We start from the raw sequence: 21,132 nt of genomic DNA on the forward strand, positions 1-21,132 counted from the left end.
GAGATATGGCACGTGATCGTCGCGTAAAACGCAAAGTCTCCAAGAACATCGCCGCTGGTGTGGCGCATGTGAATTCGAGCTTCAACAACACCAAGATCCTGATCTCGGATGTGCAGGGCAACGCCATTTCATGGTCGTCTGCCGGTACCATGGGCTTCAAGGGCTCGCGGAAATCCACGCCCTATGCCGCCCAGATGGCTGCAGAGGACGCAGGCCGCAAGGCACAGGAACACGGCGTCAAGACGCTGGAAGTCGAAGTGCAGGGGCCCGGCTCCGGTCGTGAGAGCGCATTGCGCGCCTTGGCGGCTGCAGGTTTCAACATCACCTCGATCCGTGATGTGACGCCGATGGCCCACAACGGTTGCCGTCCGCCCAAGCGCCGCCGCGTCTAAGCGAACATATTCTTTCCGGGGTTTGCGTGGTGACACGCAGGCCCCATACCGCCTTTTTGAAACCTCGAGCGTAACTGCCGACCGGACATGCGACAGTTACAAGAATGGAGGGACACATGATCCACAAAAATTGGGCTGAATTGATCAAACCACAGCAGCTTGACGTCAAGCCGGGAAATGACCCTGCGCGTCAGGCGGTTGTGATGGCCGAACCGCTGGAGCGCGGTTTTGGTCTGACCATGGGCAACGCGCTGCGCCGCGTTTTGATGTCGTCCCTGCAGGGTGCGGCAATCACTTCTGTGCAGATCGACAACGTCCTGCATGAATTCTCCTCCGTTGCCGGTGTGCGTGAAGACGTCACCGACATCATCCTGAACCTCAAGGGTGTTTCCATCCGCATGGAAGTCGAAGGGCCCAAGCGCCTGTCGATCTCTGCCAAGGGGCCGGGTGTCGTGACAGCGGGTGACATCTCTGAAAGCGCTGGGATCGAGATCCTGAATCGCGATCACGTGATCTGCCACCTCGACGATGGTGCGGACGTCTACATGGAACTGACGGTGAATACCGGCAAGGGCTATGTGTCTGCGGACAAGAACAAGCCGGAGGATGCGCCCATCGGTCTGATCCCGATCGACGCGATCTATTCCCCGGTCAAGAAAGTCAGCTATGACGTACAGCCGACCCGCGAAGGTCAGGTGCTGGATTATGACAAGCTGACGATGAAGGTCGAAACAGACGGGTCCATCACACCCGATGACGCCGTGGCTTTCGCCGCGCGCATTCTGCAGGACCAGTTGGGCATCTTCGTGAACTTTGATGAGCCTGAATCGGCGTCCCGCGCGGATGAGGACGACGGTCTGGAGTTCAACCCGTTGCTGCTCAAGAAAGTGGACGAGCTGGAGCTTTCAGTACGTTCCGCGAACTGCCTGAAGAACGACAACATCGTCTATATCGGCGATCTGATCCAGAAGACCGAAGCCGAAATGCTGCGCACGCCAAACTTCGGCCGGAAGTCCCTGAACGAGATCAAGGAAGTCCTGTCCGGCATGGGGCTGCACCTTGGCATGGATGTCGAGGACTGGCCGCCAGACAACATCGAAGACCTCGCCAAGAAGTTCGAGGATTCGTTTTAAGAACCCGTAAGGTGCGCATTCATTGCGCACCTTACAACGCAACGATGGGCACCCCGCCCCAAGGAGAGCAGCTGACACGCATCGGCTGCCAGACAAAGCAAAAACGCCCGTAGAGGGCACATTAGGAGAAGAAATATGCGTCACGCACGTGGATACCGCCGCCTGAACCGCACACATGAGCACCGCAAGGCGCTCTGGTCGAACATGGCGGGCTCGCTCATCGAACATGAGCAGATCAAGACAACCCTGCCCAAGGCAAAAGAACTGAAGCCGATCATCGAAAAGATGATCACGCTGGCCAAACGCGGCGACCTGCACGCGCGCCGTCAGGCCGCGTCCAAGCTCAAGCAGGATCAATATGTTACCAAGCTTTTTGACGTGCTTGGCCCGCGCTACAAGGACCGCCAGGGCGGATATGTGCGCGTTCTCAAGGCGGGCTTCCGCTATGGCGACATGGCACCGATGGCGATCATCGAATTCGTCGATCGTGACCGTGATGCCAAGGGTGCGGCGGACAAGGCACGTCTGGCCGCCGAAGAAGCCGCCGAAGACTGAAGCGCTTTGGATGAATGACGGGGCCCTGCCAGTTCGGCGGGGCCTTTTTCGTTTCTTGACTGGCGACCGCGCTGTCCGCAGCTGCTGTTGTGCAGCGGGATTTAAGGCCAAAAAGAGCAGGGGAGTTGCGTGTCACTCCTGCGTTGCGCATATGCTTGGGTATGAGACACCTTTTGTTGATCCTCGCGCTGCTTGCTGCGCCTGTCGCCGCGCAACAGGTGCCGCAGTCCCAGGCGCAGATCCAGCTGAGTTTTGCACCGCTGGTGCGCGAGGCCGCACCCGCTGTCGTCAATATCTACGCCAAGATCATGGCAGAACCGCGCGGTACGCCGCTGCAGCGCGATCCGTTTTTCGAGCGTTTCTTCAGGGATCCGTTTTCGGAAAAGCCACGGGTGCAGAATTCGCTTGGCTCCGGGGTGATCCTGTCGGCGGATGGCATCGTGGTATCAAATTACCACGTTGTCGGCATGGCCACGGAAATTCGCGTGGTACTGAGCGACCGGCGTGAATATTCGGCGCGGGTTCTGTTGGGGGACGAGGATTCCGATCTGGCGATCCTGAAGATCGCAGCGGAAGAAGACCTGCCGTTTCTGGAATTGCGTGACAGCGCAGAGGTGGAGGTGGGTGAACTGGTGCTTGCCATCGGCAACCCCTTCGGCGTCGGCCAGACCGTCAGCAGCGGTATCGTGTCGGGGCTTGCGCGGTCCGGCGTGGGTGGGGGGAATTCCGGCGTTGGTTATTTCATCCAGACCGACGCGCCGATCAATCCGGGCAATTCGGGCGGTGCCTTGATCGATGTTGCGGGCCGGCTGATCGGGATCAATACGTCGATCCTGACGCGGTCGGGCGGATCCAACGGCATCGGTTTTGCCATTCCCGCCGATCTGGTTGCGGTGTTCGTCGAACAGGCGCGTACCGGTGCACGGCGGTTTGGCCGCCCTTGGGCGGGGATCAGCGGGCAGCCCGTGGACAGTGATATGGCGGGTCCGCTGGGATTGGACCGTCCCGGCGGGATCATCGTGTCGGGTTTGCATCCGGCGTCGCCCTTTCTGGCGGCGGGGCTTGATGTGGGGGATGTGATCACTTCCGTCGATGGTGCGCCGGTCAATACCCCGGCGGAGATGATCTACCGGATGTCGGTGGCCGGTTTGGGCCGGACGGCGCAGGTTACGCGGTTGCGGGATGGTGTGGAGGCGGAGATCAGCGTATCGCTGATTGCCGCCCCCGATCTGCCGCCCCGCGACGAAGCCGTTCTGGGTCAGCGCAGTTTGCTGCCGGGCTTGCGGCTTGTGCGGATCAATCCTGCGGTTCTGTCGGAAATGAACCTGCCGCTGGAAAGTGAAGGGGTTGTTGTTGTGGATGCGGGTCTGGGTGCGCGCGTGGGGTTGAGGAGTGGTGATGTGATCCTGGCCATCAACGGGGTTGAGGTTGCCCATCCCGAAGACGTGGCGACGGTGTTGGGCGGGCAGGTCAGACGCATCGAGATGATCGTGCAGCGTGTTACGGGGCGCACTGTTCTGCGGTTCCGCATCTGATGGCGGACCTGTTTGATACATCCGACCCGCAGGTGGACAGCCCGCACCGCCCGCTTGCCGATCGTTTGCGCCCGCAGAACCTTTCTGAGGTGATCGGCCAGCGGCAGGTGCTTGGGCCTGATGCGCCGCTGACGGTAATGTTGTCCTCTGGCAGCTTGTCGTCGCTGATCTTCTGGGGGCCGCCCGGCGTGGGCAAGACGACCATCGCGCGGCTTCTGGCGGACGAGACGGACCTGCATTTCGTGCAGATAAGTGCGATTTTCTCCGGCGTGCCGGAGTTGCGCCGGGTGTTTGAGGCCTCCCGCCAGCGCCGCCAGCAGGGGCGGGGGACGCTGCTTTTCGTGGATGAGATTCACCGTTTCAACAAGGCGCAGCAGGATGGCTTTCTGCCGCATATGGAAGACGGCACGATCCTGTTGGTGGGGGCCACAACCGAAAACCCGTCGTTCGAGCTGAACCGCGCGGTTCTGAGTCGCGCGCAGGTGTTGGTGCTGGAACGGCTTCCTTTGGAAGACCTCGCACTGCTTGCCACCCGTGCCGAAGAGGAGTTGGAACGCAAGCTACCCCTCGATGAAACCGCGCGCGCAGCCCTTTATGACATGGCCGATGGCGACGGGCGCGCCTTGCTGAACCTGATCGAGCAGGTCGCGGCGTGGGATGTCGATGCGCCACTGGACAAAGCGGCCCTTGGCGCACGGCTGATGCGGCGCGCGGCGCAGTACGACAAGGGGGGCGACGAACATTACAATCTGATTTCCGCACTGCACAAATCCGTGCGCGGGTCGGACCCGGATGCAGCCCTTTATTGGTTCGCGCGGATGCTGGAAGGGGGCGAGGACCCCAGATACCTGGCGCGCCGCATCACCCGAATGGCCGTGGAGGATATCGGGCTGGCCGATCCGCAGGCGCAGGCGGTTTGCCTGCAATCGTGGGAAACATTCGAACGTCTGGGCAGTCCGGAAGGGGAGTTGGCGCTGGCGCAGGCGGTGACGTACCTCGCGCTTGCCCCCAAATCCAACGCCACCTACGTGGCCTACAAGGGTGCGCGCCGCGCGGCGAAGGAAACCGGGTCCGCGCCGCCGCCCAAACACATCCTCAATGCGGCAACCGGTATGATGAAGGACATGGGGTATGGCGCGGATTATGCCTATGACCACGATGCAGAGGATGGTTTTTCAGGACAGGATTATTTCCCCGAGGGCGTGGAACGGCAGGCGCTTTATCAACCGGTGGAGCGTGGGTTCGAACGCGATCTGAAAAAGCGTCTGGAATATTTTTCAAAGCTGCGTGCAAAGCGGCAGGAATGACGTGGTCAACTTGACAATTGCCCGCCAAGGCCTGACAGACCGCACATGATTTCAACTGTTCTTCTTGTCGCGCTGGGCGGTGCCATCGGTGCTGCATGCCGTTTCCTGATGGGCGTGGGTGTGCTGCGCCTGATGGGGCCGCAGGATTTCCCATTGGCGATCCTGACGGTCAATATCATCGGGTCGTTTCTGATGGGCGTCTTTGTGGTGGCGGCCGCGCAGAAGGGCCTGACACACCTCAGCCCTTTCGTGATGACCGGGATTTTGGGAGGGTTCACGACGTTCTCCGCTTTCTCGCTTGAAGCGGTAACACTGATGGAGCGGGGCCAGATCAGTGCGGCGGGCCTTTACGTGGCGCTTTCCGTCGGGCTTTCGATCATGGGGCTGGTTGCAGGTTTGTGGCTTGCACGCGGGGTATGGGCATGAGCCGGGTTCAGACACTGACGGTGGCGGAAGGCGAAGGGGATCAGCGGCTGGATCGATGGTTCAAGCGACGGTTTCCGCAGATCCCGCAGGGGCGCATCGACAAGATGTGCCGCAAGGGCGAAATCCGGGTGGATGGCGGCCGCGTCAAGGGGGCCACACGTGTCGAAGTGGGGCAGCAGGTGCGCGTTCCGCCATTGCCGGATGATGCGGCACCGCCCCCCACGAAGCGCACTACCGTATCAGACGCGGATACAAAATTCATCCGATCCTGTGTGATCTACCGTGACGACCACGTGATCGCGCTTAACAAACCGCCCGGTCTGGCGGTGCAAGGGGGATCGGGGCAGGCGGACCGGCATGTGGATGGGCTGTCTGCGGCGCTGATGTTCGATCTGGAGGAAAAGCCGCGGCTGGTGCACCGGCTGGACAAAGACACCTCCGGCGTGTTGCTGCTGGCCCGCACACGCATGGCCGCCAAGGCGCTGACGGCTGCGATGCGGCATCGGGAGACCCGCAAGATCTATTGGGCGCTGGTTGCCGGGGTGCCGACGCCGTACCTGGGCGAAATCCGCTATGGCCTGGTCAAGGCGGGCGGCCATGGTCGGGGCGGGGAAGGCGAAAAGATGATACCCGTGCACCCCCGCGATATGGATGACACGCCCGGCGCAAAACGGGCGCATACGCTTTATGCGACGCTGTTCCGGGTTGCGTCCCGTGCGGCATGGGTGGCGCTTGAGCCGGTGACGGGCCGCACGCATCAGCTGCGTGCCCATATGGCACAGATCGGGCATCCGATCGTCGGTGACGGCAAATATGGCGGGTCGGGGCAGGAAAACATGGGCGACGGCTGGGGCGCGCAACTGGGCGGCGTGATCAGCAAGAAACTGCACCTGCACGCGCGCATGATGCGGTTTGAGCATCCTGAAACCCGCAAGCTGATTACGGTCACCGCCGAACTGCCTGACCATATGGCGCAAAGTTGGGAAACCTTTGGCTGGACGGAAGATCTGGCGGCAGAGGACCCCTTCGAGAGCCTGCAATGACCACACCGCTGCGGTTGGTGATCTTTGATGTGGACGGCACACTGGTCGACAGTCAGGGTGATATCCTTGCCGCGATGGCGGTTGCATTTGAGACGGTCGGTCATCCGCTGCCTGCGCGAGAGCAGGTGCTGGCGATGGTCGGGCTGTCGCTGGAGGTGATCTTTCCAACGCTGGTGCCGGATGCGGATGCCGCGACCCATGCGCGGATGGTCCAGCGGTACAAGGACGCCTATGTCGCGCTTCGGGCGGAGGGCGGCGTGGCGCGGTCTTCGCCGCTTTACCCCGGTGCGCGGCAGGCGCTTGAGGCGCTGCACGCCGTTCCCGAGGTTCTGTTGGGCGTCGCGACGGGGAAATCCCGACGCGGGTTGGACAAGCTGATCGAGGGGCACGGGCTGCAGGGGCTGTTCGTGACCCAGCATTGCGCCGACTTCCATCCCTCCAAGCCACATCCATCCATGATCCTGGGCGCCCTGTCTGATACCGGCGTGGCACCCCGGGACGCGATCATGGTGGGAGACACCAGTTTCGACATGGAGATGGCAGCGGGGGCGGGGGTCGCAGGTGTCGGGGTCAGTTGGGGCTATCACGATGCCGCGCGTCTTGGCGCGTTTGCGCACACGGTGGTGGATGACTTCGACGGATTGCAAGGCGCGCTGAATCAGGTTTGGGGACAGTTGGCATGAGCGATTGGAAAGCCAAACGGTTCTGGAAAGCCGCTGCGGTGGTGCCTGCGTCCGGTGGGTATACGGTAGAGCTTGACGGCAGACCTGTCCGCACGCCAGCCAAACGGGCGCTTATCCTGCCCAGCAAGGCGATGGCACTGATCGTGGCGGATGAATGGGACGCACAGCAAGATGTGATCAATCCGCATACCATGCCTGCGACAAAGACCGCAAATGCCGCGTTGGACAAGGTGGTTGTGCAGCATGGAGAAGTGGCGCAGATGCTGGCCGCCTACGGCGACAGCGATCTGTTGTGTTATCGCGCAGATGCGCCCGAAGGGCTTGTTGCACGCCAGAGCGCCGCCTGGGACCCCATGCTGGACTGGGCGGAGCAGACACTTGGCGCGCGATTGCAGCCGCGTGTCGGCGTGATCCACGCCCCGCAGGACCCCACCGCGCTGGCGCGGCTGTCGATACGGACGCACCAGCTCAACGCGTTTGAGCTTGCCGCGTTTCACGATCTGGTCAGCCTTTCAGGGTCTTTGGTGCTGGGTTTTGCAGCCGCGCTGAAGGCCCGCACGATTGATGATTTATGGGAGATGTCCCGCCTTGACGAAATCTGGCAGGCGGAGCAATGGGGCAGGGATGATGAGGCCGAAGCACAGGCATCCGTGCGGCAGACGGCCTTTTTTCATGCCAACCGCATGTTTCACCTCTCGCGCGGCGATGCGGATGAAACTGACGCCTAATTGAGGCGCTTTCGCTTACGTACGGGCCGGAAACGTACCGTTTTTCCCCTGTTGACCCTTGACCTTCCACGCGGAATCCGCCCAAGTATCGCGCACTGTCGGGAGGAGTCCCGGCTATATCACCTACGGCGGCCAGAATGGCCCCGTACGAACCGCCCATTAACGTGGCGGAAAATCAGGAAGAGGTTGAAATGAAAAAATCTGTACTTTTCGGCGCTATGACAGCCGCCGGTCTCGTAGCAGGCGCTGCCGCTGCGGGAACGATGGATGATGTCAAAGAGCGCGGCAAGCTGAACTGCGGTGTGACCACTGGTTTGATCGGCTTTGCAGCACCAGACGCCAATGGCGAATGGAAAGGCTTCGACGTGTCCATCTGCCGCGCGGTCGCGGCTGCCGTTCTGGGTGATTCCACGGCTGTTGAATTTGTTCCCACCACGGGCAAGACGCGCTTCACCGCGCTGGCGTCCGGTGAGATCGACATGCTGGCGCGTAACACCACATGGACATTCTCCCGCGATGTGGACCTCAAGTTCGACTTTGTCGGCGTGAACTACTACGACGGTCAGGGCTTCATGGTTCCCAAGGAACTGGGTGTGTCTTCTGCCAAGGATCTGGACGGCGCGACTGTCTGCATCCAGACCGGCACCACAACAGAGCTGAACCTGGCGGACTTCTTCCGCTCCAACAACATCAGCTATGAGCCTGTGCCGATCGAAACCAACGCGGAAGCGCAGCAGCAATACCTTGCCGGTGCCTGCGACGTCTACACCACGGATGCCTCCGGTCTGGCGGCGACACGTGCGGCGTTTGAAAACCCCGGCGATCACGTCCTTCTGCCCGAAATCGTCTCCAAGGAGCCGCTGGGCCCACTGGTCCGTCACGGCGACAGCGACTGGGGTGACGTGGTCCGCTGGACCCTGAACGCACTGATCACCGCCGAAGAGCTTGGCGTTTCCTCTGCCAACGTGACCGAGATGGCAAGTGCCGGCAACAACCCCGAAGTGGCACGTCTGCTGGGTACCGAAGGTGAACTGGGCGCGATGCTGGGCCTGGACGCTGAATGGGCCAAGCGCGCGATCATGTCCGAAGGCAACTACGGCGAGATCTTTGCCAAGAACATCGGTGAAGAGACACCGATTGGTCTTGCACGTGGTCTGAACGCACAGTGGACCGAGGGCGGCCTGCTTTACAGCCCCCCCTTCCGCTAAAACCATCTGCCAGAGGGCGCGGAACCTTCCGCGCCCTCTGCGCTTTCCTAGCCACCTAACGACGACGACCAATAAATTGACGCTGGCACGGGCGCCTTTAAGGCGCTGATAAAAATCAACGGCTGGCCACACAGGGATAAATCTGATGTCGACAATAACCGACCCTCAAGGGGGTACATTCCGGCTATCAATGCTGTTGAATGATACGCGCTACCGGTCGATGACGCTGCAAGTTATTGCGGCCATCGCCCTCGCAACTGCTCTTTTTTATCTTTATTCCAACGTTGCCGCGAACCTGCGTGAACAAGGCCTGAACATCGCCTTCGGCTTTCTGGGCGCGCCGGCGGGATACGACATCAACCAGACATTGATTGACTACAACAGCCAATCCTCAAACCTTCGCGCGGCGATTGTCGGCATTCTGAACACCCTTCTGGTTGCCTTCCTTGCCTGTATCACGGCCACCGTCTTTGGCGTTCTGGCCGGTGTCCTGCGACTGTCGAACAACTGGCTCGTGCGCAAGCTGATGGCCTTTTACGTGGAAATCTTCCGGAACATCCCCGTGCTGATCTGGATCATCATCATCTTCACCATCATGACGGCGGTCATGCCTGCGCCCCGCGCGTTCCGAGGCGATGCGGCCACATCATCGATGCTGATGGACATGTTTGCCTTCACCAATCGGGGCGTCTATGCGCCCGGTCCCTACTTCACCCGCGGCATCGGAGGCGAGGCGGGCAGCCCGATCAACTGGTTGCTGGTCATCGGCGTGCTGGTCGCGTCCTTCTTTGCCACACGGTTCATGACAGCGCGCGCAAATGCCATTCAGGCGGAGACCGGCGTGCGGCCAAAGACGCTCTGGACCAACCTTGCCATTTGGTTCGTGCCGCTAATTGCCCTGCTGACGATCCTTGGCCTGGCTTGGGAAATACCGGCACTCAAGGGTTTCAACTTTCAAGGCGGGATCAAGATCGGCGGACCGCTGATCGCGCTTTGGTTCGCATTGTCGATCTACACTGGCGCCTTCATCGCGGAAAACGTACGTGCGGGCATTCAGGCGGTCAGCAAGGGGCAGACCGAAGCGGCCTCCGCGCTGGGCCTGCGGCCCAATCGCGTGATGAGCCTTGTGGTCCTGCCACAGGCCTTGCGGGTGATCATCCCGCCGTTGATTTCTCAGTACCTGAACATCACCAAGAACTCCTCGCTCGCGATTGCGGTGGGATATGCGGATATCACCGCGACATTGGGTGGTATCACCCTGAACCAGACAGGACGCGCGATCGAATGCGTGTTGCTGCTGATGCTGTTCTATCTGGTGATCTCATTGCTGATCTCGGCAGGAATGAACGTTTACAACAACGCCATGAAGCTGAAGGAGCGCTGAGATGTCAGATACACATGCACATTCGGTCGCCTTTGTCCGCGAAACGGCGCTTCCTCCTGTAGCCCCACCTGCAAACGCAGCGGGGCCGGTCAAATGGATGCGCGACAACCTTTTCGCCACATGGCCCAATGCCTTGCTGACGGTCGCGTCGTTCTACGTGATCTTCCTGATCCTGTCGAACACGTTGCCATGGATCCTGAACGGTGTCTGGAACACGGGGTCCCTCGCGGAGTGCCGGGAGGTTCTGGACGGGACGGCGGGCGCGTGTTTCTCAGTTCTGACGGAACGCTGGAACCAGCTGCTGTTCGGGTTCAAATATCCGGTGGATCAATACTGGCGTCCTGCAATTGCATTCGTCTTCATGTTCGTGGCACTGGCGCCGGTCCTGTTTTTCGATCTGCCGCGCAAGCTGCTGATCTTCACGGGGCTTTTCCCTTTTATCGCCTATTGGCTGATCTGGGGCGGCACCATCTGGACGCCGATCTTTGCACTGCTGGGATTTGTGGTGGGCTATCTGGTCTACTCCCGCTTTGTCGCACAAAGCTTTGCGGTTGGTTTCTTCGGGGGGGTGCTTGCCGCCGTCGTGGTGTGGGCCTTGGCTGGCTACATCGTGCCCGTAATCGCACCTGCACAGCCGTTCCTCGAAGCTGTGCCTTCGCGTGATCTGGGGGGCTACATGCTCAACATGATGCTGGGCCTTACCTGTGTTTCGCTGTCGCTGCCCATCGGGATTGCGCTGGCGCTGGGGCGGCAAAGCTCCATGCCGTTGATCAAGTGGATTTGCGTGATCTTCATTGAGTTCGTGCGCGGTGTGCCATTGATCACGCTGCTGTTCGTGGCGAACGTGATGCTGGCGTATTTCTTCCCGCCCGGTTCTGGCGTGGACCTGTTCCTGCGTGTGGTGATCATGATCACCATGTTCTCCGCGGCGTATATCGCCGAGGTGATCCGCGGGGGCCTCGCGGCCCTGCCAAAGGGGCAGTATGAGGCCGCGGACAGTCTGGGCCTTGATTACGCGCAGGCGATGCGGCTGATCATCCTGCCGCAAGCCCTCAAGATCTCCATCCCCGGTATCGTCAATATCGCGGTGGGTCTGTTCAAGGATACGACGCTGGTTTCGGTCATTTCGATGTTCGATATCCTGGGCATGATCCGGGGTCCGATCCTTGCGTCAACCGATTGGAACGGCGTCTACTGGGAGCTGCTGGGATTTGCCTGCGTGGTCTTCTTTGTCGTCTGCTACTCCATCTCTCAATACTCGCAGTGGCTGGAACGCCGCCTCGCGACAGATCATCGCTGAACAAGCGTCTTTTAAGAAAGGGCTGAACACATGGCCGAAACTGCACAGATGAAAGTCTCCGATCAGGTCGCGATTTCCATTCAATCCATGAACAAATGGTATGGCGCGTTTCACGTGCTGCGCGATATTGATCTGACGGTGTATCAGGGCGAACGCATCGTGATTTGCGGACCGTCAGGGTCCGGTAAATCCACGCTGATCCGCTGTATCAACGCGTTGGAGGAACATCAGAAGGGGTCGATCAAGGTGGACGGTACGCTTTTGTCCTCCGACCTCAAGAACATCGACAAGATCCGGTCAGAGGTTGGCATGTGCTTTCAGCACTTCAACCTTTTCCCGCATCTGAGCATTCTGGAAAATCTCACGTTGGCGCCGATCTGGGTACGCAAGACACCCAAGAAGGAAGCCGAAGAAGTGGCGATGCACTATCTTGAAAAGGTGAAAATCCCTGATCAGGCGAACAAGTACCCCGGTCAGTTGTCCGGTGGTCAGCAGCAGCGTGTGGCGATTGCGCGGTCGCTTTGCATGAAACCGCGTATCATGCTGTTTGACGAACCGACATCGGCGCTCGACCCTGAGATGATCAAGGAAGTGCTCGACACAATGATCGAACTGGCCGAAGAGGGCATGACCATGCTTTGCGTGACGCACGAGATGGGCTTTGCCCGTCAGGTGGCGAACCGCGTGATCTTCATGGATGAAGGCCAGATCGTGGAGCAGAATGAGCCTGAAGCGTTCTTCAACAATCCGCAGTCGCCGCGGACGCAGTTGTTCCTGAGCCAGATCCTGGGTCACTGAGTTACACAGGTGGCGGGGTGACCCCCCGCCCTATGTCTCCAGATCGCGCGGCACTGTGAAGTGTCGCGCGTTTGCGTTTTTCCACCGCGCATCGGCCCAGTGGGCAATGTCGAAATCCGCAACCAGCGTGGCCCCGGTTGGATATTTGTTGAACTGCGGATGATCGGGGTGGGACGCGACGATGCCCTGCGCGCAAAAGGCGATGCCGGGATTATGCCCGATCATCAGTACCACGTCCCCCGTCGCCCGCTGCAACCGGTCGAGGATCTGATCTTCGGACGCAAGGTACAGGCCGCGTTCGAAGTGGGCGGGGATGGCTTGTGGCAGGTCAAGCCGCACGAAGGTTTCGCGCGTGCGCATGGCAGAGGAACACAAGACTTCGTCCGGGATCAGGTTTTCCGACCGCAGCCAATCCCCCAGTGCGGCGGCACTTCTGCGCCCGCGCCCGTTCAGTGGGCGGTCATGGTCGCTGGTCAGCGCGCCGGACCAATCGGATTTCGCGTGGCGCATCAGGATCAGGCGTTTCATGTCAGCCCCCTCTGAATTGTTTCATATGATAGGCCGATTGCGCATCAATGCGGCTAGACCCGCCTGACACCGGGCAGGCCCGGCGCACCGCGCACCCTTTTGCCATGTTGATCGCCCCCGCCGCCGTGCGCAGGAAATTCCGACACGCGGGAACATCGTAGCCTTCGGGTGTCAGCGCGGACGACAGGCACGCCGTGGTGCAGGGTTTTTCCGCACAGCTTTGGCAGGGGGGCGGGCCGGGCGTGGGCAATGCGACGTGTGCAGCAAGCGCCAGTGCGCCGCGAAACGAGACAAAAAGCCCGGCGCGATCATGCACCAGCAGGTGGACGGGGGAGGCGTGAATGCGCCCCGTGCGCAACGCCCAGCTGTAGAAGGGCAGAAAGGGTGCGCCCCCAAAGGGGTAAAGCGCGGTTGCGCCGAGTTCTTTTGCCCAGTCGCCGATTACGCGTGTGGACCATCGATCCATCGGATCGGGGGCACCGTCCTGCCATTCGGGACTGGCGGTGAAAGCGGGCCAGAATGCGGGTTCATCCGGGCCCAGCATCAGCAGTGTCTGGCACCCCTCTGGCGCGTTGTCTTCTGCGGTGGGGTGAAAGCCGCCCAACAGGATCAGGTGCCGCGCGGCGGCATCCTTTTCGAGCGCTGCGTATTTCATCCGCGCCGGATGATGCTGCCGGCACCATGTTCGGTAAAAAGCTCCAGCAGGCAGGCGTTGGGCGCGCGTCCGTCAAGGATCACAGCGGCACGTACCCCCCCCGCGAGCGCATCGAGCGCGGTTTGCGTCTTGGGGATCATGCCGCCCGCAATGGTGCCATCAGCCACGAGACTGGTGATCTGGCTGGCGGTCAATTCGGTCAGCACGTCGCCCGCGCTGTTCCTGACCCCTTCCACATCGGTCAGCAACAAGAGGCGATCCGCCTGAAGTGCGGCCGCAATGGCACCTGCCGCCGTATCGCCGTTGATGTTGAACGTTTCGCCCCCACGCCCCATACCCAATGGCGCAATCACGGGGATGATCCCCTTGTCAGCCAGATCCCGCAGCACGGTCGTGTCCACGTGCGAGGGGCGGCCCACAAGGCCAAGGTCCGGGTTTTCAGGCTCACAGGTGATCAGCCCGCTATCCTTGCCCGACAACCCTACTGCACGCCCGCCCTGCGCGGTGATCGCCTGCACGATGCGTGCATTGACCAGCCCGGACAGGACCATCTCGACCACTTCAATTGTGGCTTCGTCGGTTACGCGTTTGCCGTCGACGAAGCTCGATTTGATGTTCAGGCGGTCCAGCATCTGATTGATCATCGGCCCGCCGCCATGCACCACGACGGGCTGCACACCGACCTGACGCATCAAGGTAACGTCGCGGGCGAATTCGGCCATGGCGTCATCACTGCCCATGGCATGACCGCCCAGCTTGATGACGACGGTCGCGTCAGCATAGCGTTGCAGGTAAGGCAGCGCCTGGCTGAGCGTCTGCGCGGTGGCGATCCAGTCGCGGTTCATGTCTTGCGTTCTCATCTTGCGGTCATGCGGTTTATTCCAACGTCGCGATGATGGCACGCAAGGTTGCAATACCCCAGCCCTTTTCCGAGGAGGTCACGACGATTTCGGGGAATGCTGCGGGGTGTTTGGAAAGGGCGTCACGCACCTGGTCCAACACCTTGGCGCGTTCCTTTTCCTTGACCTTGTCGGCCTTGGTCAGCACGGCCTGAAAGGTCACGGCGGCGCTGTCCAGCAGGCTGAGGATTTCTTCATCCACCTTTTTCACGCCGTGGCGGGCGTCGATCAGGACAAAGGCACGGCGCAGGGTCTGGCGACCGGACAGATATTGTTTGAGCAGCCGCTGCCATTTCTCAACGACGGGAAGCGGCGCATTGGCGTAGCCATAGCCGGGCAGGTCGACCAGATAATGGCTGTCTCCGGCGGTGAAGAAGTTAATCTCCTGCGTGCGTCCGGGGGTGTTGGAGGCCCGCGCCAGTGCCTTGGTGCCCGTCAGCGCGTTGATCAGCGTGGATTTGCCCACGTTTGAGCGCCCGGCGAAACAAACCTCCATCCGGTCGGGGGGCGGCAAGCCGTCCATTGCGACCACGCCTTTGACGAAGGTGCTTTCGGCGGCGAACAGCAGGCGGCCCTGCTCAACGATCTGGGGATCAGGCTCTTGTGCCACGGGGAAGGGTAGGGGTGTCATATCAGTGTCGCCTTGTCGCCCGTGCGCAGCGTCCCGGTCTCCACGACTTCGGCATAGACGCCAAAGTCCTGATGGCCAAAGCGGGTCTTGAGCGTGTCGAGCGTTTCGGTGTCCCGCAGACCGGTGACGGGATTGGTGTTTGTGACCATGCAGCGCCGGATCGGTTCACGGATCAACAGCACCACCTCGCCCAGGCGGAGGCGACGCCCGATCCAATCGAATTCGACCCATGCGGTGGCACCTTGCAGCCAGATGTTTCCGCGCCACCGTTCAAGTGTGATCGGATTGCCCAACGCCAGCGCCACATCATCATGCGATGCCATATTCATCACCGAGAGGGTCGGGTAATCGCTGTCAGTCATGCCGCGCCCCGGAACGCTGATGATATCCTTGGGCAGCGCGCGGTCGGGATCGCAAAGGGGCGCCACCCAGCTCAGAAACCGCGCCACATCTGACTGGTCATCCGGGCAAAACGAGAGGTCCGGCAGATCGCAATGCGACAGCGTCACGCGGCGTTCCGCTTCGTCCAGACGCGCCCAGATGCCGGCAAGGGCCGGTGTGCGCGCGCCAAGCATGAAGTTGCGGCAATGGGCCCACCCCGGCGCGCTGGTGTCGAATTTTGTCGCGTCGTGGGTGACGGCCCAATAGCGGTCCCAGGGCATTGTCTGCCCGGCGGTCAAGGTGACCTGATCAATGCTTTCGCGCCCGTGGCTTTTGATCGGATGGCGAAAAAGCGCCGCGACCTGCACTACTTGCCACCCTTTTTTGCGGGTTCCTTCGCATCATTTGCAGCTTTGGGTTTGCGTTTGAAGCTGCCCTTGATGTTACCCAGAAGGTCCGGTTTGTACCCTTGGCTGCGCATGATCAGATACTGCTGGGTAAAGGTGATCGTGTTGTTCGCAATCCAGTAGACCACAAGGCCGCTGGCAAAGCTGCCCAGCATGAACATGAAGACCCAGGGCATCCAGGCAAAGATCATCTGCTGCGTTGGATCGGTGGGCGCGGGGTTCAGTTTCTGCTGGAGCCACATGGAGATACCCAGAAGCAGCGGCAGTATCCCGATGAAGATCAGGGCCATGAACGTTTCCGGCGCGGGACCCGCCCAGGGCAACAGCCCGAACAGGTTGAAGATCGACGTGGGGTCAGGTGCGGAAAGGTCCTGAAACGGGCCAAAGAAGGGGGCGTGGCGCAGCTCGATCGTGACGAAGATCACCTTGTAGAGCGAGAAGAAGATCGGGATCTGCAACAGGATCGGCAGACAGCCCGCCGCCGGGTTCACCTTTTCCTTCTTGTAAAGCTCCATCATGCCCTGCTGCATCTTCTGGCGATCATCGCCTGCCTGTTCCTTCAGCTTTTCCATCTGCGGCTGAAGTTCCTTCATCTTCGCCATGGAGACGTAGGATTTGTAGGCGAGCGGGAACAGGATTGCCTTGATGATCAGTGTCAGACCGATGATGGCCCAGCCCATGTTGCCGATAAGCTTGTTCAATTCGTGCAGCAGCCAGAAGATCGGCTTGGTCAGGAACGAAAACCAACCCCAGTCGATGCTGTCGATGAACTTTACCACGCCTTCGGCTTCATACTCCCGCAGGATGGCCCATTCCTTGGCCCCGGCAAAAAGTTGGGTGGTCACTTCAGCGCTGGTGCCGGGTGCGACTGTCTGTGTCGGCAGGCGGGTGATCGCGCGGTAGATGTCGCCGCGCGCGTCATATGTCAGTGCCTGATCAAAGGTCTGGCCCGCGCCCGGGATCAGGATCGCCTGCCAGAAGTGGTCGGTGAAGCCGACCCAGCCAGATGAAACATCCTTGGTCACGATGGCCTGACGGCCCCATTCCGGGTTCACATCTGCTTCGGCGATGTCGTCCCAATCTGTTTCAGCAAGTTCTTCGTTGGCGACGGCGACAGCGCCCTCATGCAGGATGAAGAAGTTTTCCAGGTCATCCGGTTCGGTATGTTGAACGATCATGCCGTAGGGGGACAGGGTGACAGCGCCATCGCCGTCGTTGGTGATGCTTTGGGTGAGGGTGAACATATAGTTTTCGTCCACCGTGATGGTGCGGGTGAAGGTCTGACCCGCGCCGTTATCCCAGCTGAGCGTGACGGGTTGGTCCAGTGCCAATGTCGCACCACCGGACAGGGACCATTCAGTTGTGGGACCTGGCACGGCGTTGGGGTCAATACCATTGCCTGCCGCCCATCCTTGCAACGCATAATAGGCGTCATTGGTGCCCTGCGGTGACAGCATGGTGACAATGGGCGCGCCATCTGTGCGGGTCGTGCGGTAGTCCTTGAGCTTCAGATCGTCGATGCGCCCGCCAACCAGCGAGATCGATCCGGTCAGACGCGGCGTTTCGATGCTGACGCGGGGCGCTTCTTTCAACTCTGCGGTGGCTTCATCAGGGGCCGCGTCTGCAGGTGCCGTGGCGGTGCCCGTCGCCGGGGCCGCGGGGACAGACGCGGTTTCCGTGCTGGTCGTTGCATCCGTTGCCGCGTCCAGCGGGACGTCCGGTTCGGGCGGCGGAAACAGTACGAACCATATCAGGATCACGACAAAGCTGAGCGCCGTTGCAAGGATGAGATTCTTGTTCTGGTCGTCCATTAAAACCGCCATATGCTGTCATGTAAGCTGTGGTGCGGTTCAACAGAGTGCGGCGGCAAAGGTCAAGCGGAATCGGGCGATTTGCCTGCGGCTTCGGGCCACCGCGCGGGTTTATGCGGACGCAGGCCAAGGGTGGATTCACACGGTTTTCAAACCGATCCGCCGGGGCTTCCACACGGCAATACAGGACCAGGTGCTGCTGCCCCGATCAAGCGAAGTGCCTTGCGCGGACCTGACCGCGCAGCACTAGCCGTCTTTGCCGCCCATGATGCGGGGCATGTCCTGCAGTTTTTCACCGTGGCGGGCGAGCCAGTCGAGGGTCTGTTCGAAAGGCATGGGGCGGGCAATGCCGAACCCTTGCACGTGGTCGCAGCCCAATTGCGCAAGCAGCACATGTTCACCGACCGTTTCGACACCTTCGGCAAGTGTTTCAATCCCAAGCCGTTCGGCCATGGTGAGGATCGCGCCGATCATGCGCTGTTGTTCCGGATCGCGGTCCGCCTTCATCACAAACGACCGGTCGATCTTGATCCGCCCGACGGAAAAACGGCGGATCGACGCGATGGAGGCGTGGCCGGTGCCGAAGTCATCCAGATCAATACGGCAGCCCAGTTCCCCCAACGCGTTGATGTTGCGGGTGATCATGTCGTCGGGCGCCTTTGCGACGACCGTTTCGAGGACTTCGACGGCAAGCCGGTCCGGGCTGAGGTCGAACCGGTCCAGCTCCCATTTGATCTTTTCCAGCAGGCGGGGGTTGTTCAATTCGGATCCTGCAAAGTTCACGCCGACCTGCGGCACGTTCACACCTGCGCCATCCCATGCCTTCAGGGCGGCAAAGCTGTGATACATCATCACCTCCGCCAGCCGTTCCAGCAGCGCGGATTCCTCTAGCGCCGGCAGAAAGTCGGCCGGGGAAATCATGCCGCGTTCAGGGTGGTTCCATCGGGCAAGTGCCTCAAATCCCGTAATCTCGCCGGTGTCGGTCGAGATCTGCGGCTGAAACCAGGGCTGTATCTGTCCGGTGTCCAGCGCGATGGCCGCCTCTTCCCTGAGGTTGGAGCGCGTCTTTTGGGCGCGATACATATCTTCGTTGAAGGCACGGATTGCGGTGGGGCCGTGGCGATGCGCCTCCCGCAGGGCGATTGTTGCAGCTTCGATCCAGTCCGTTGCGGTGCGACCCGGCGCACGGGCGTGCTGGCAAAAACCGACCGAGGCCGTGAGATAGACCACAGTGCCATCAACCGATACGGGTTCTTCAACGGCGGCCTGAAGGCGGGCGGCCAGTTGGATGCAGGTTTCCAGATCCAGTTTCCGCATGGGGGCGGTGCAAACGGCAAATCGCGCTTCGGCGATTTCGCCGATCAAATCGGCATCGCGCAGCACCGCGATCAACCTGTCCGCCGTCCGCTGGCGCACAAGGTCAGCGGTGGATTGGCCATATCGTTCAGCCAGCACGTCGAAATCTTCCAGCCCGACAAACAGCAGATTTGCCTCTTCTATGCCTTTTGCGCAGCGTTCGAACACCTGCGCCACCCGCGTGTCAAACGTCGCACGCGGCAAGACATCGCCGTATCGATCTGCCGTTGTCTGCTGTTCATGCACGGCACCGGCCGCCAGGTAGATGAGCGGCAGCAGCGCAGAGACAACGATCAATGCGCCTTCCCCGCCAAACCAATAGGAAGCGAGTGAAATACAGGGCAGGAAAGCGAGCGCTGGCGGACCTGTCAGGTAGAGGGCCAACCGTCTTTGAAAACCCGTCAGCAAAGGATGCTGCAACTGCGCCATGAAATCCCTCCTGCAAGCACCATGTCGGCCATGCTGCGATGAAGAAGGCTAACCTGTGATAGATGTTGCAGGTGTTAACGCAACTCCTCTTACAAGTCGGAATTTGCTTAAAATACGTCTGATTTCAGGCTAAGCCCTTCGAAATCAAACAGTTTCGGGTCCAGAAGATGCGACGGGCGCGCATTCATCAGGGCCCTGAACATGACCTGACGACGTCCGGGCGCGTTCTTTTCCCAACCGTCCAGAATCGCCTTGACCTGTTGGCGCTGTAGCCCGTCCTGTGAGCCGCACAGATCGCAGGGGATGATCGGATAATTCATCGCGGTCGCGAATTTCGCGCAATCGACCTCAGCCACATGTGCCAGCGGGCGATAGACGAACAGATCGCCTTCCTCGTTCACCAGCTTGGGTGGCATGGTGGCCAGGCGCCCGCCATGAAAGAGGTTCATGAAGAACGTTTCAAGGATATCGTCGCGGTGATGACCCAGCACTACGGCAGAACATCCTTCCTCACGCGCGATGCGGTAGAGGTTGCCACGCCTGAGCCGTGAGCAGAGCGCACAAAACGTGCGGCCCGCCGGGATCTTGTCCATCACGATCGAATAGGTGTCCTGATATTCGATGCGGTGTGGCACGCCCATCTTTTCAAGAAACGCGGGCAGAACGGTGGCCGGAAACCCCGGCTGCCCCTGATCAAGGTTGCAAGCCAGAAGGTCCACAGGCAAAAGGCCGCGCCATTGCAATTCGTGCAGGACCGCCAGCAAGGTATAGCTGTCTTTGCCGCCGGAGAGGCAGACAAGCCAGCGTTGCCGGGGCTTGTCCGGGTTGACCATCCCGTATTGGTCCACCGCTTCGCGGGTTGCGCGCACGATCCGCTTGCGCAGCTTCCGAAACTCGGTCGTCTGCGGCGCGCCGTAGAACAGCGGATGTATGTCGTCGGGTTGATCCAGCATGGCTCCGGCTTAGTTGATCCCGAAGAAGCGATCAAGCGGGGGATGTCATGCGGATTGTGGTGATCATGTGGGTGCTGGTTTTCGGGCTGGCGGGATGTGTCGGCAAGCCGTCGGATGAAGATCCTTTGCTGTCAGACAAGGTGCTGAAGATTGAGGAGTTCTTTGACGGTCATGTCGTGGCCCAGGGGCAGTTCCAGGATATTTTTGGCACTGTCCGTCGCCGTTTCGACGTAGATATTCAGGGTACATGGGATGGCCGCACCCTAACGTTGGTTGAGGATTTCGTATATGCCGACGCCACCACGGAGCAGCGCATCTGGCGGATGCAGAAGACCGGCGCAGATACATGGACAGGCACGGCCGATGGCGTGATCGGTCAGGCGCGGGGCGTCGCCCGGGGCGATACGTTCAATTGGGTTTACCGGATCGATCTGCCGGTTCCCGACGGCACATTGCGGGTGGATTTCAATGATTGGCTGTGGATGCTGAGCGACAATCGCGTTTTCAACCGGGCGTACATGTCACGATATGGCGTGGATATCGGCGAGGTGCAGATCACCTTCGAAAAGGTCAGGTAAACCGGTATTTCG

22 protein-coding genes are annotated in these 21,132 nt (G+C 60.5%); 14 read left to right on the forward strand and 8 right to left on the reverse strand.

The window, feature by feature from the left end; translation table 11 throughout:
- Positions 1–5: 5 nt before the first annotated feature.
- The 13 genes from rpsK to AB4X18_RS12230 all read left to right on the forward strand — a co-directional run bounded on the left by rpsK (position 6) and on the right by AB4X18_RS12230 (position 12,492).
- Complete coding sequence (rpsK, locus tag AB4X18_RS12170) at positions 6–392, forward strand: 30S ribosomal protein S11 (RefSeq protein WP_370400329.1); 387 nt, start codon at positions 6–8, stop codon at positions 390–392.
- 116 nt (positions 393–508) lie between these two features.
- Entirely contained in the window at positions 509–1,525 is a 1,017-nt protein-coding gene (locus AB4X18_RS12175; protein WP_370400330.1) for a DNA-directed RNA polymerase subunit alpha, read from the forward strand.
- A 135-nt stretch (positions 1,526–1,660) separates the two neighbouring features.
- Positions 1,661–2,080 (forward strand): 50S ribosomal protein L17, encoded by a 420-nt coding sequence (gene rplQ / locus AB4X18_RS12180; RefSeq protein WP_370400331.1) that lies wholly within the window; start codon positions 1,661–1,663, stop codon positions 2,078–2,080.
- A gap of 161 nt (positions 2,081–2,241) precedes the next feature.
- The gene (locus AB4X18_RS12185; RefSeq protein ID WP_432816641.1) at positions 2,242–3,615 is read left to right on the forward strand and encodes a trypsin-like peptidase domain-containing protein; all 1,374 of its coding nucleotides are present in this window, start codon (positions 2,242–2,244) and stop codon (positions 3,613–3,615) included.
- Positions 3,615–4,922 carry a replication-associated recombination protein A gene (locus AB4X18_RS12190; protein ID WP_370400332.1) on the forward strand — a complete coding sequence of 436 codons (1,308 nt, stop codon included), beginning with the start codon at positions 3,615–3,617 and terminating at the stop codon, positions 4,920–4,922. Before AB4X18_RS12185 ends, AB4X18_RS12190 begins: the two co-directional genes overlap by 1 nt.
- A 45-nt stretch (positions 4,923–4,967) precedes the next feature.
- Entirely contained in the window at positions 4,968–5,348 is a 381-nt protein-coding gene (gene crcB / locus AB4X18_RS12195) for a fluoride efflux transporter CrcB (protein ID WP_370400333.1), read from the forward strand.
- The gene (locus AB4X18_RS12200) at positions 5,345–6,391 is read left to right on the forward strand and encodes an RluA family pseudouridine synthase (RefSeq protein WP_370400334.1); all 1,047 of its coding nucleotides are present in this window, start codon (positions 5,345–5,347) and stop codon (positions 6,389–6,391) included. Before crcB ends, AB4X18_RS12200 begins: the two co-directional genes overlap by 4 nt.
- Entirely contained in the window at positions 6,388–7,074 is a 687-nt protein-coding gene (locus AB4X18_RS12205; RefSeq protein WP_370400335.1) for an HAD-IA family hydrolase, read from the forward strand. The genes AB4X18_RS12200 and AB4X18_RS12205 overlap by 4 nt, the downstream gene beginning before the upstream one ends.
- The gene (locus tag AB4X18_RS12210) at positions 7,071–7,802 is read left to right on the forward strand and encodes an ATP12 family chaperone protein (protein WP_370400336.1); all 732 of its coding nucleotides are present in this window, start codon (positions 7,071–7,073) and stop codon (positions 7,800–7,802) included. Before AB4X18_RS12205 ends, AB4X18_RS12210 begins: the two co-directional genes overlap by 4 nt.
- A 191-nt stretch (positions 7,803–7,993) precedes the next feature.
- A complete protein-coding gene (locus AB4X18_RS12215; RefSeq protein ID WP_432816642.1) occupies positions 7,994–9,010 on the forward strand; it encodes an amino acid ABC transporter substrate-binding protein in 1,017 nt (338 codons plus the stop codon).
- 145 nt (positions 9,011–9,155) lie between these two features.
- Complete coding sequence (locus tag AB4X18_RS12220) at positions 9,156–10,394, forward strand: amino acid ABC transporter permease (protein WP_432816643.1); 1,239 nt, start codon at positions 9,156–9,158, stop codon at positions 10,392–10,394.
- Position 10,395: 1 nt separating this feature from the next.
- Positions 10,396–11,694 (forward strand): amino acid ABC transporter permease, encoded by a 1,299-nt coding sequence (locus tag AB4X18_RS12225; protein WP_370400338.1) that lies wholly within the window; start codon positions 10,396–10,398, stop codon positions 11,692–11,694.
- 30 nt (positions 11,695–11,724) lie between these two features.
- Positions 11,725–12,492 (forward strand): amino acid ABC transporter ATP-binding protein, encoded by a 768-nt coding sequence (locus AB4X18_RS12230; RefSeq protein ID WP_370400339.1) that lies wholly within the window; start codon positions 11,725–11,727, stop codon positions 12,490–12,492.
- 30 nt (positions 12,493–12,522) lie between these two features.
- On the opposite strand, the gene AB4X18_RS12235 is transcribed toward AB4X18_RS12230, so the two are convergent.
- From AB4X18_RS12235 to ttcA, 8 genes are all read right to left on the reverse strand, one after another.
- Positions 12,523–13,020 carry a SixA phosphatase family protein gene (locus AB4X18_RS12235; protein ID WP_370400340.1) on the reverse strand — a complete coding sequence of 166 codons (498 nt, stop codon included), beginning with the start codon at positions 13,018–13,020 and terminating at the stop codon, positions 12,523–12,525.
- Between the two features lies 1 nt (position 13,021).
- Positions 13,022–13,675 (reverse strand): ferredoxin, encoded by a 654-nt coding sequence (locus AB4X18_RS12240; RefSeq protein WP_370400341.1) that lies wholly within the window; start codon positions 13,673–13,675, stop codon positions 13,022–13,024.
- Positions 13,672–14,535, reverse strand: a complete 864-nt coding sequence (argB, locus tag AB4X18_RS12245) for an acetylglutamate kinase (protein ID WP_432816644.1) — start codon at positions 14,533–14,535, stop codon at positions 13,672–13,674. The genes AB4X18_RS12240 and argB overlap by 4 nt, the downstream gene beginning before the upstream one ends.
- A 16-nt stretch (positions 14,536–14,551) precedes the next feature.
- A complete protein-coding gene (yihA, locus tag AB4X18_RS12250; protein ID WP_370400342.1) occupies positions 14,552–15,205 on the reverse strand; it encodes a ribosome biogenesis GTP-binding protein YihA/YsxC in 654 nt (217 codons plus the stop codon).
- The gene (locus AB4X18_RS12255) at positions 15,202–15,954 is read right to left on the reverse strand and encodes an MOSC domain-containing protein (protein WP_370400343.1); all 753 of its coding nucleotides are present in this window, start codon (positions 15,952–15,954) and stop codon (positions 15,202–15,204) included. Before AB4X18_RS12255 ends, yihA begins: the two co-directional genes overlap by 4 nt.
- A complete protein-coding gene (gene yidC / locus AB4X18_RS12260) occupies positions 15,954–17,804 on the reverse strand; it encodes a membrane protein insertase YidC (protein WP_370400344.1) in 1,851 nt (616 codons plus the stop codon). The genes AB4X18_RS12255 and yidC overlap by 1 nt, the downstream gene beginning before the upstream one ends.
- Before the next feature lie 246 nt (positions 17,805–18,050).
- Positions 18,051–19,589: a putative bifunctional diguanylate cyclase/phosphodiesterase gene (locus AB4X18_RS12265; RefSeq protein WP_370400345.1), complete on the reverse strand. Its 1,539-nt coding sequence runs from the start codon at positions 19,587–19,589 to the stop codon at positions 18,051–18,053.
- A gap of 107 nt (positions 19,590–19,696) precedes the next feature.
- Positions 19,697–20,542, reverse strand: coding sequence for a tRNA 2-thiocytidine(32) synthetase TtcA (ttcA, locus tag AB4X18_RS12270; protein ID WP_370400346.1), 846 nt, complete (start codon positions 20,540–20,542; stop codon positions 19,697–19,699).
- A gap of 47 nt (positions 20,543–20,589) precedes the next feature.
- On the opposite strand from ttcA, the gene AB4X18_RS12275 reads away from it, so the two are divergent.
- Positions 20,590–21,120: a DUF3833 domain-containing protein gene (locus AB4X18_RS12275; protein WP_370400347.1), complete on the forward strand. Its 531-nt coding sequence runs from the start codon at positions 20,590–20,592 to the stop codon at positions 21,118–21,120.
- The last annotated feature ends 12 nt before the right edge of the window (positions 21,121–21,132 follow it).

Origin of the sequence: Sulfitobacter rhodophyticola (assembly GCF_041281685.2) — a bacterium.
GTDB lineage: Bacteria > Pseudomonadota > Alphaproteobacteria > Rhodobacterales > Rhodobacteraceae > Sulfitobacter.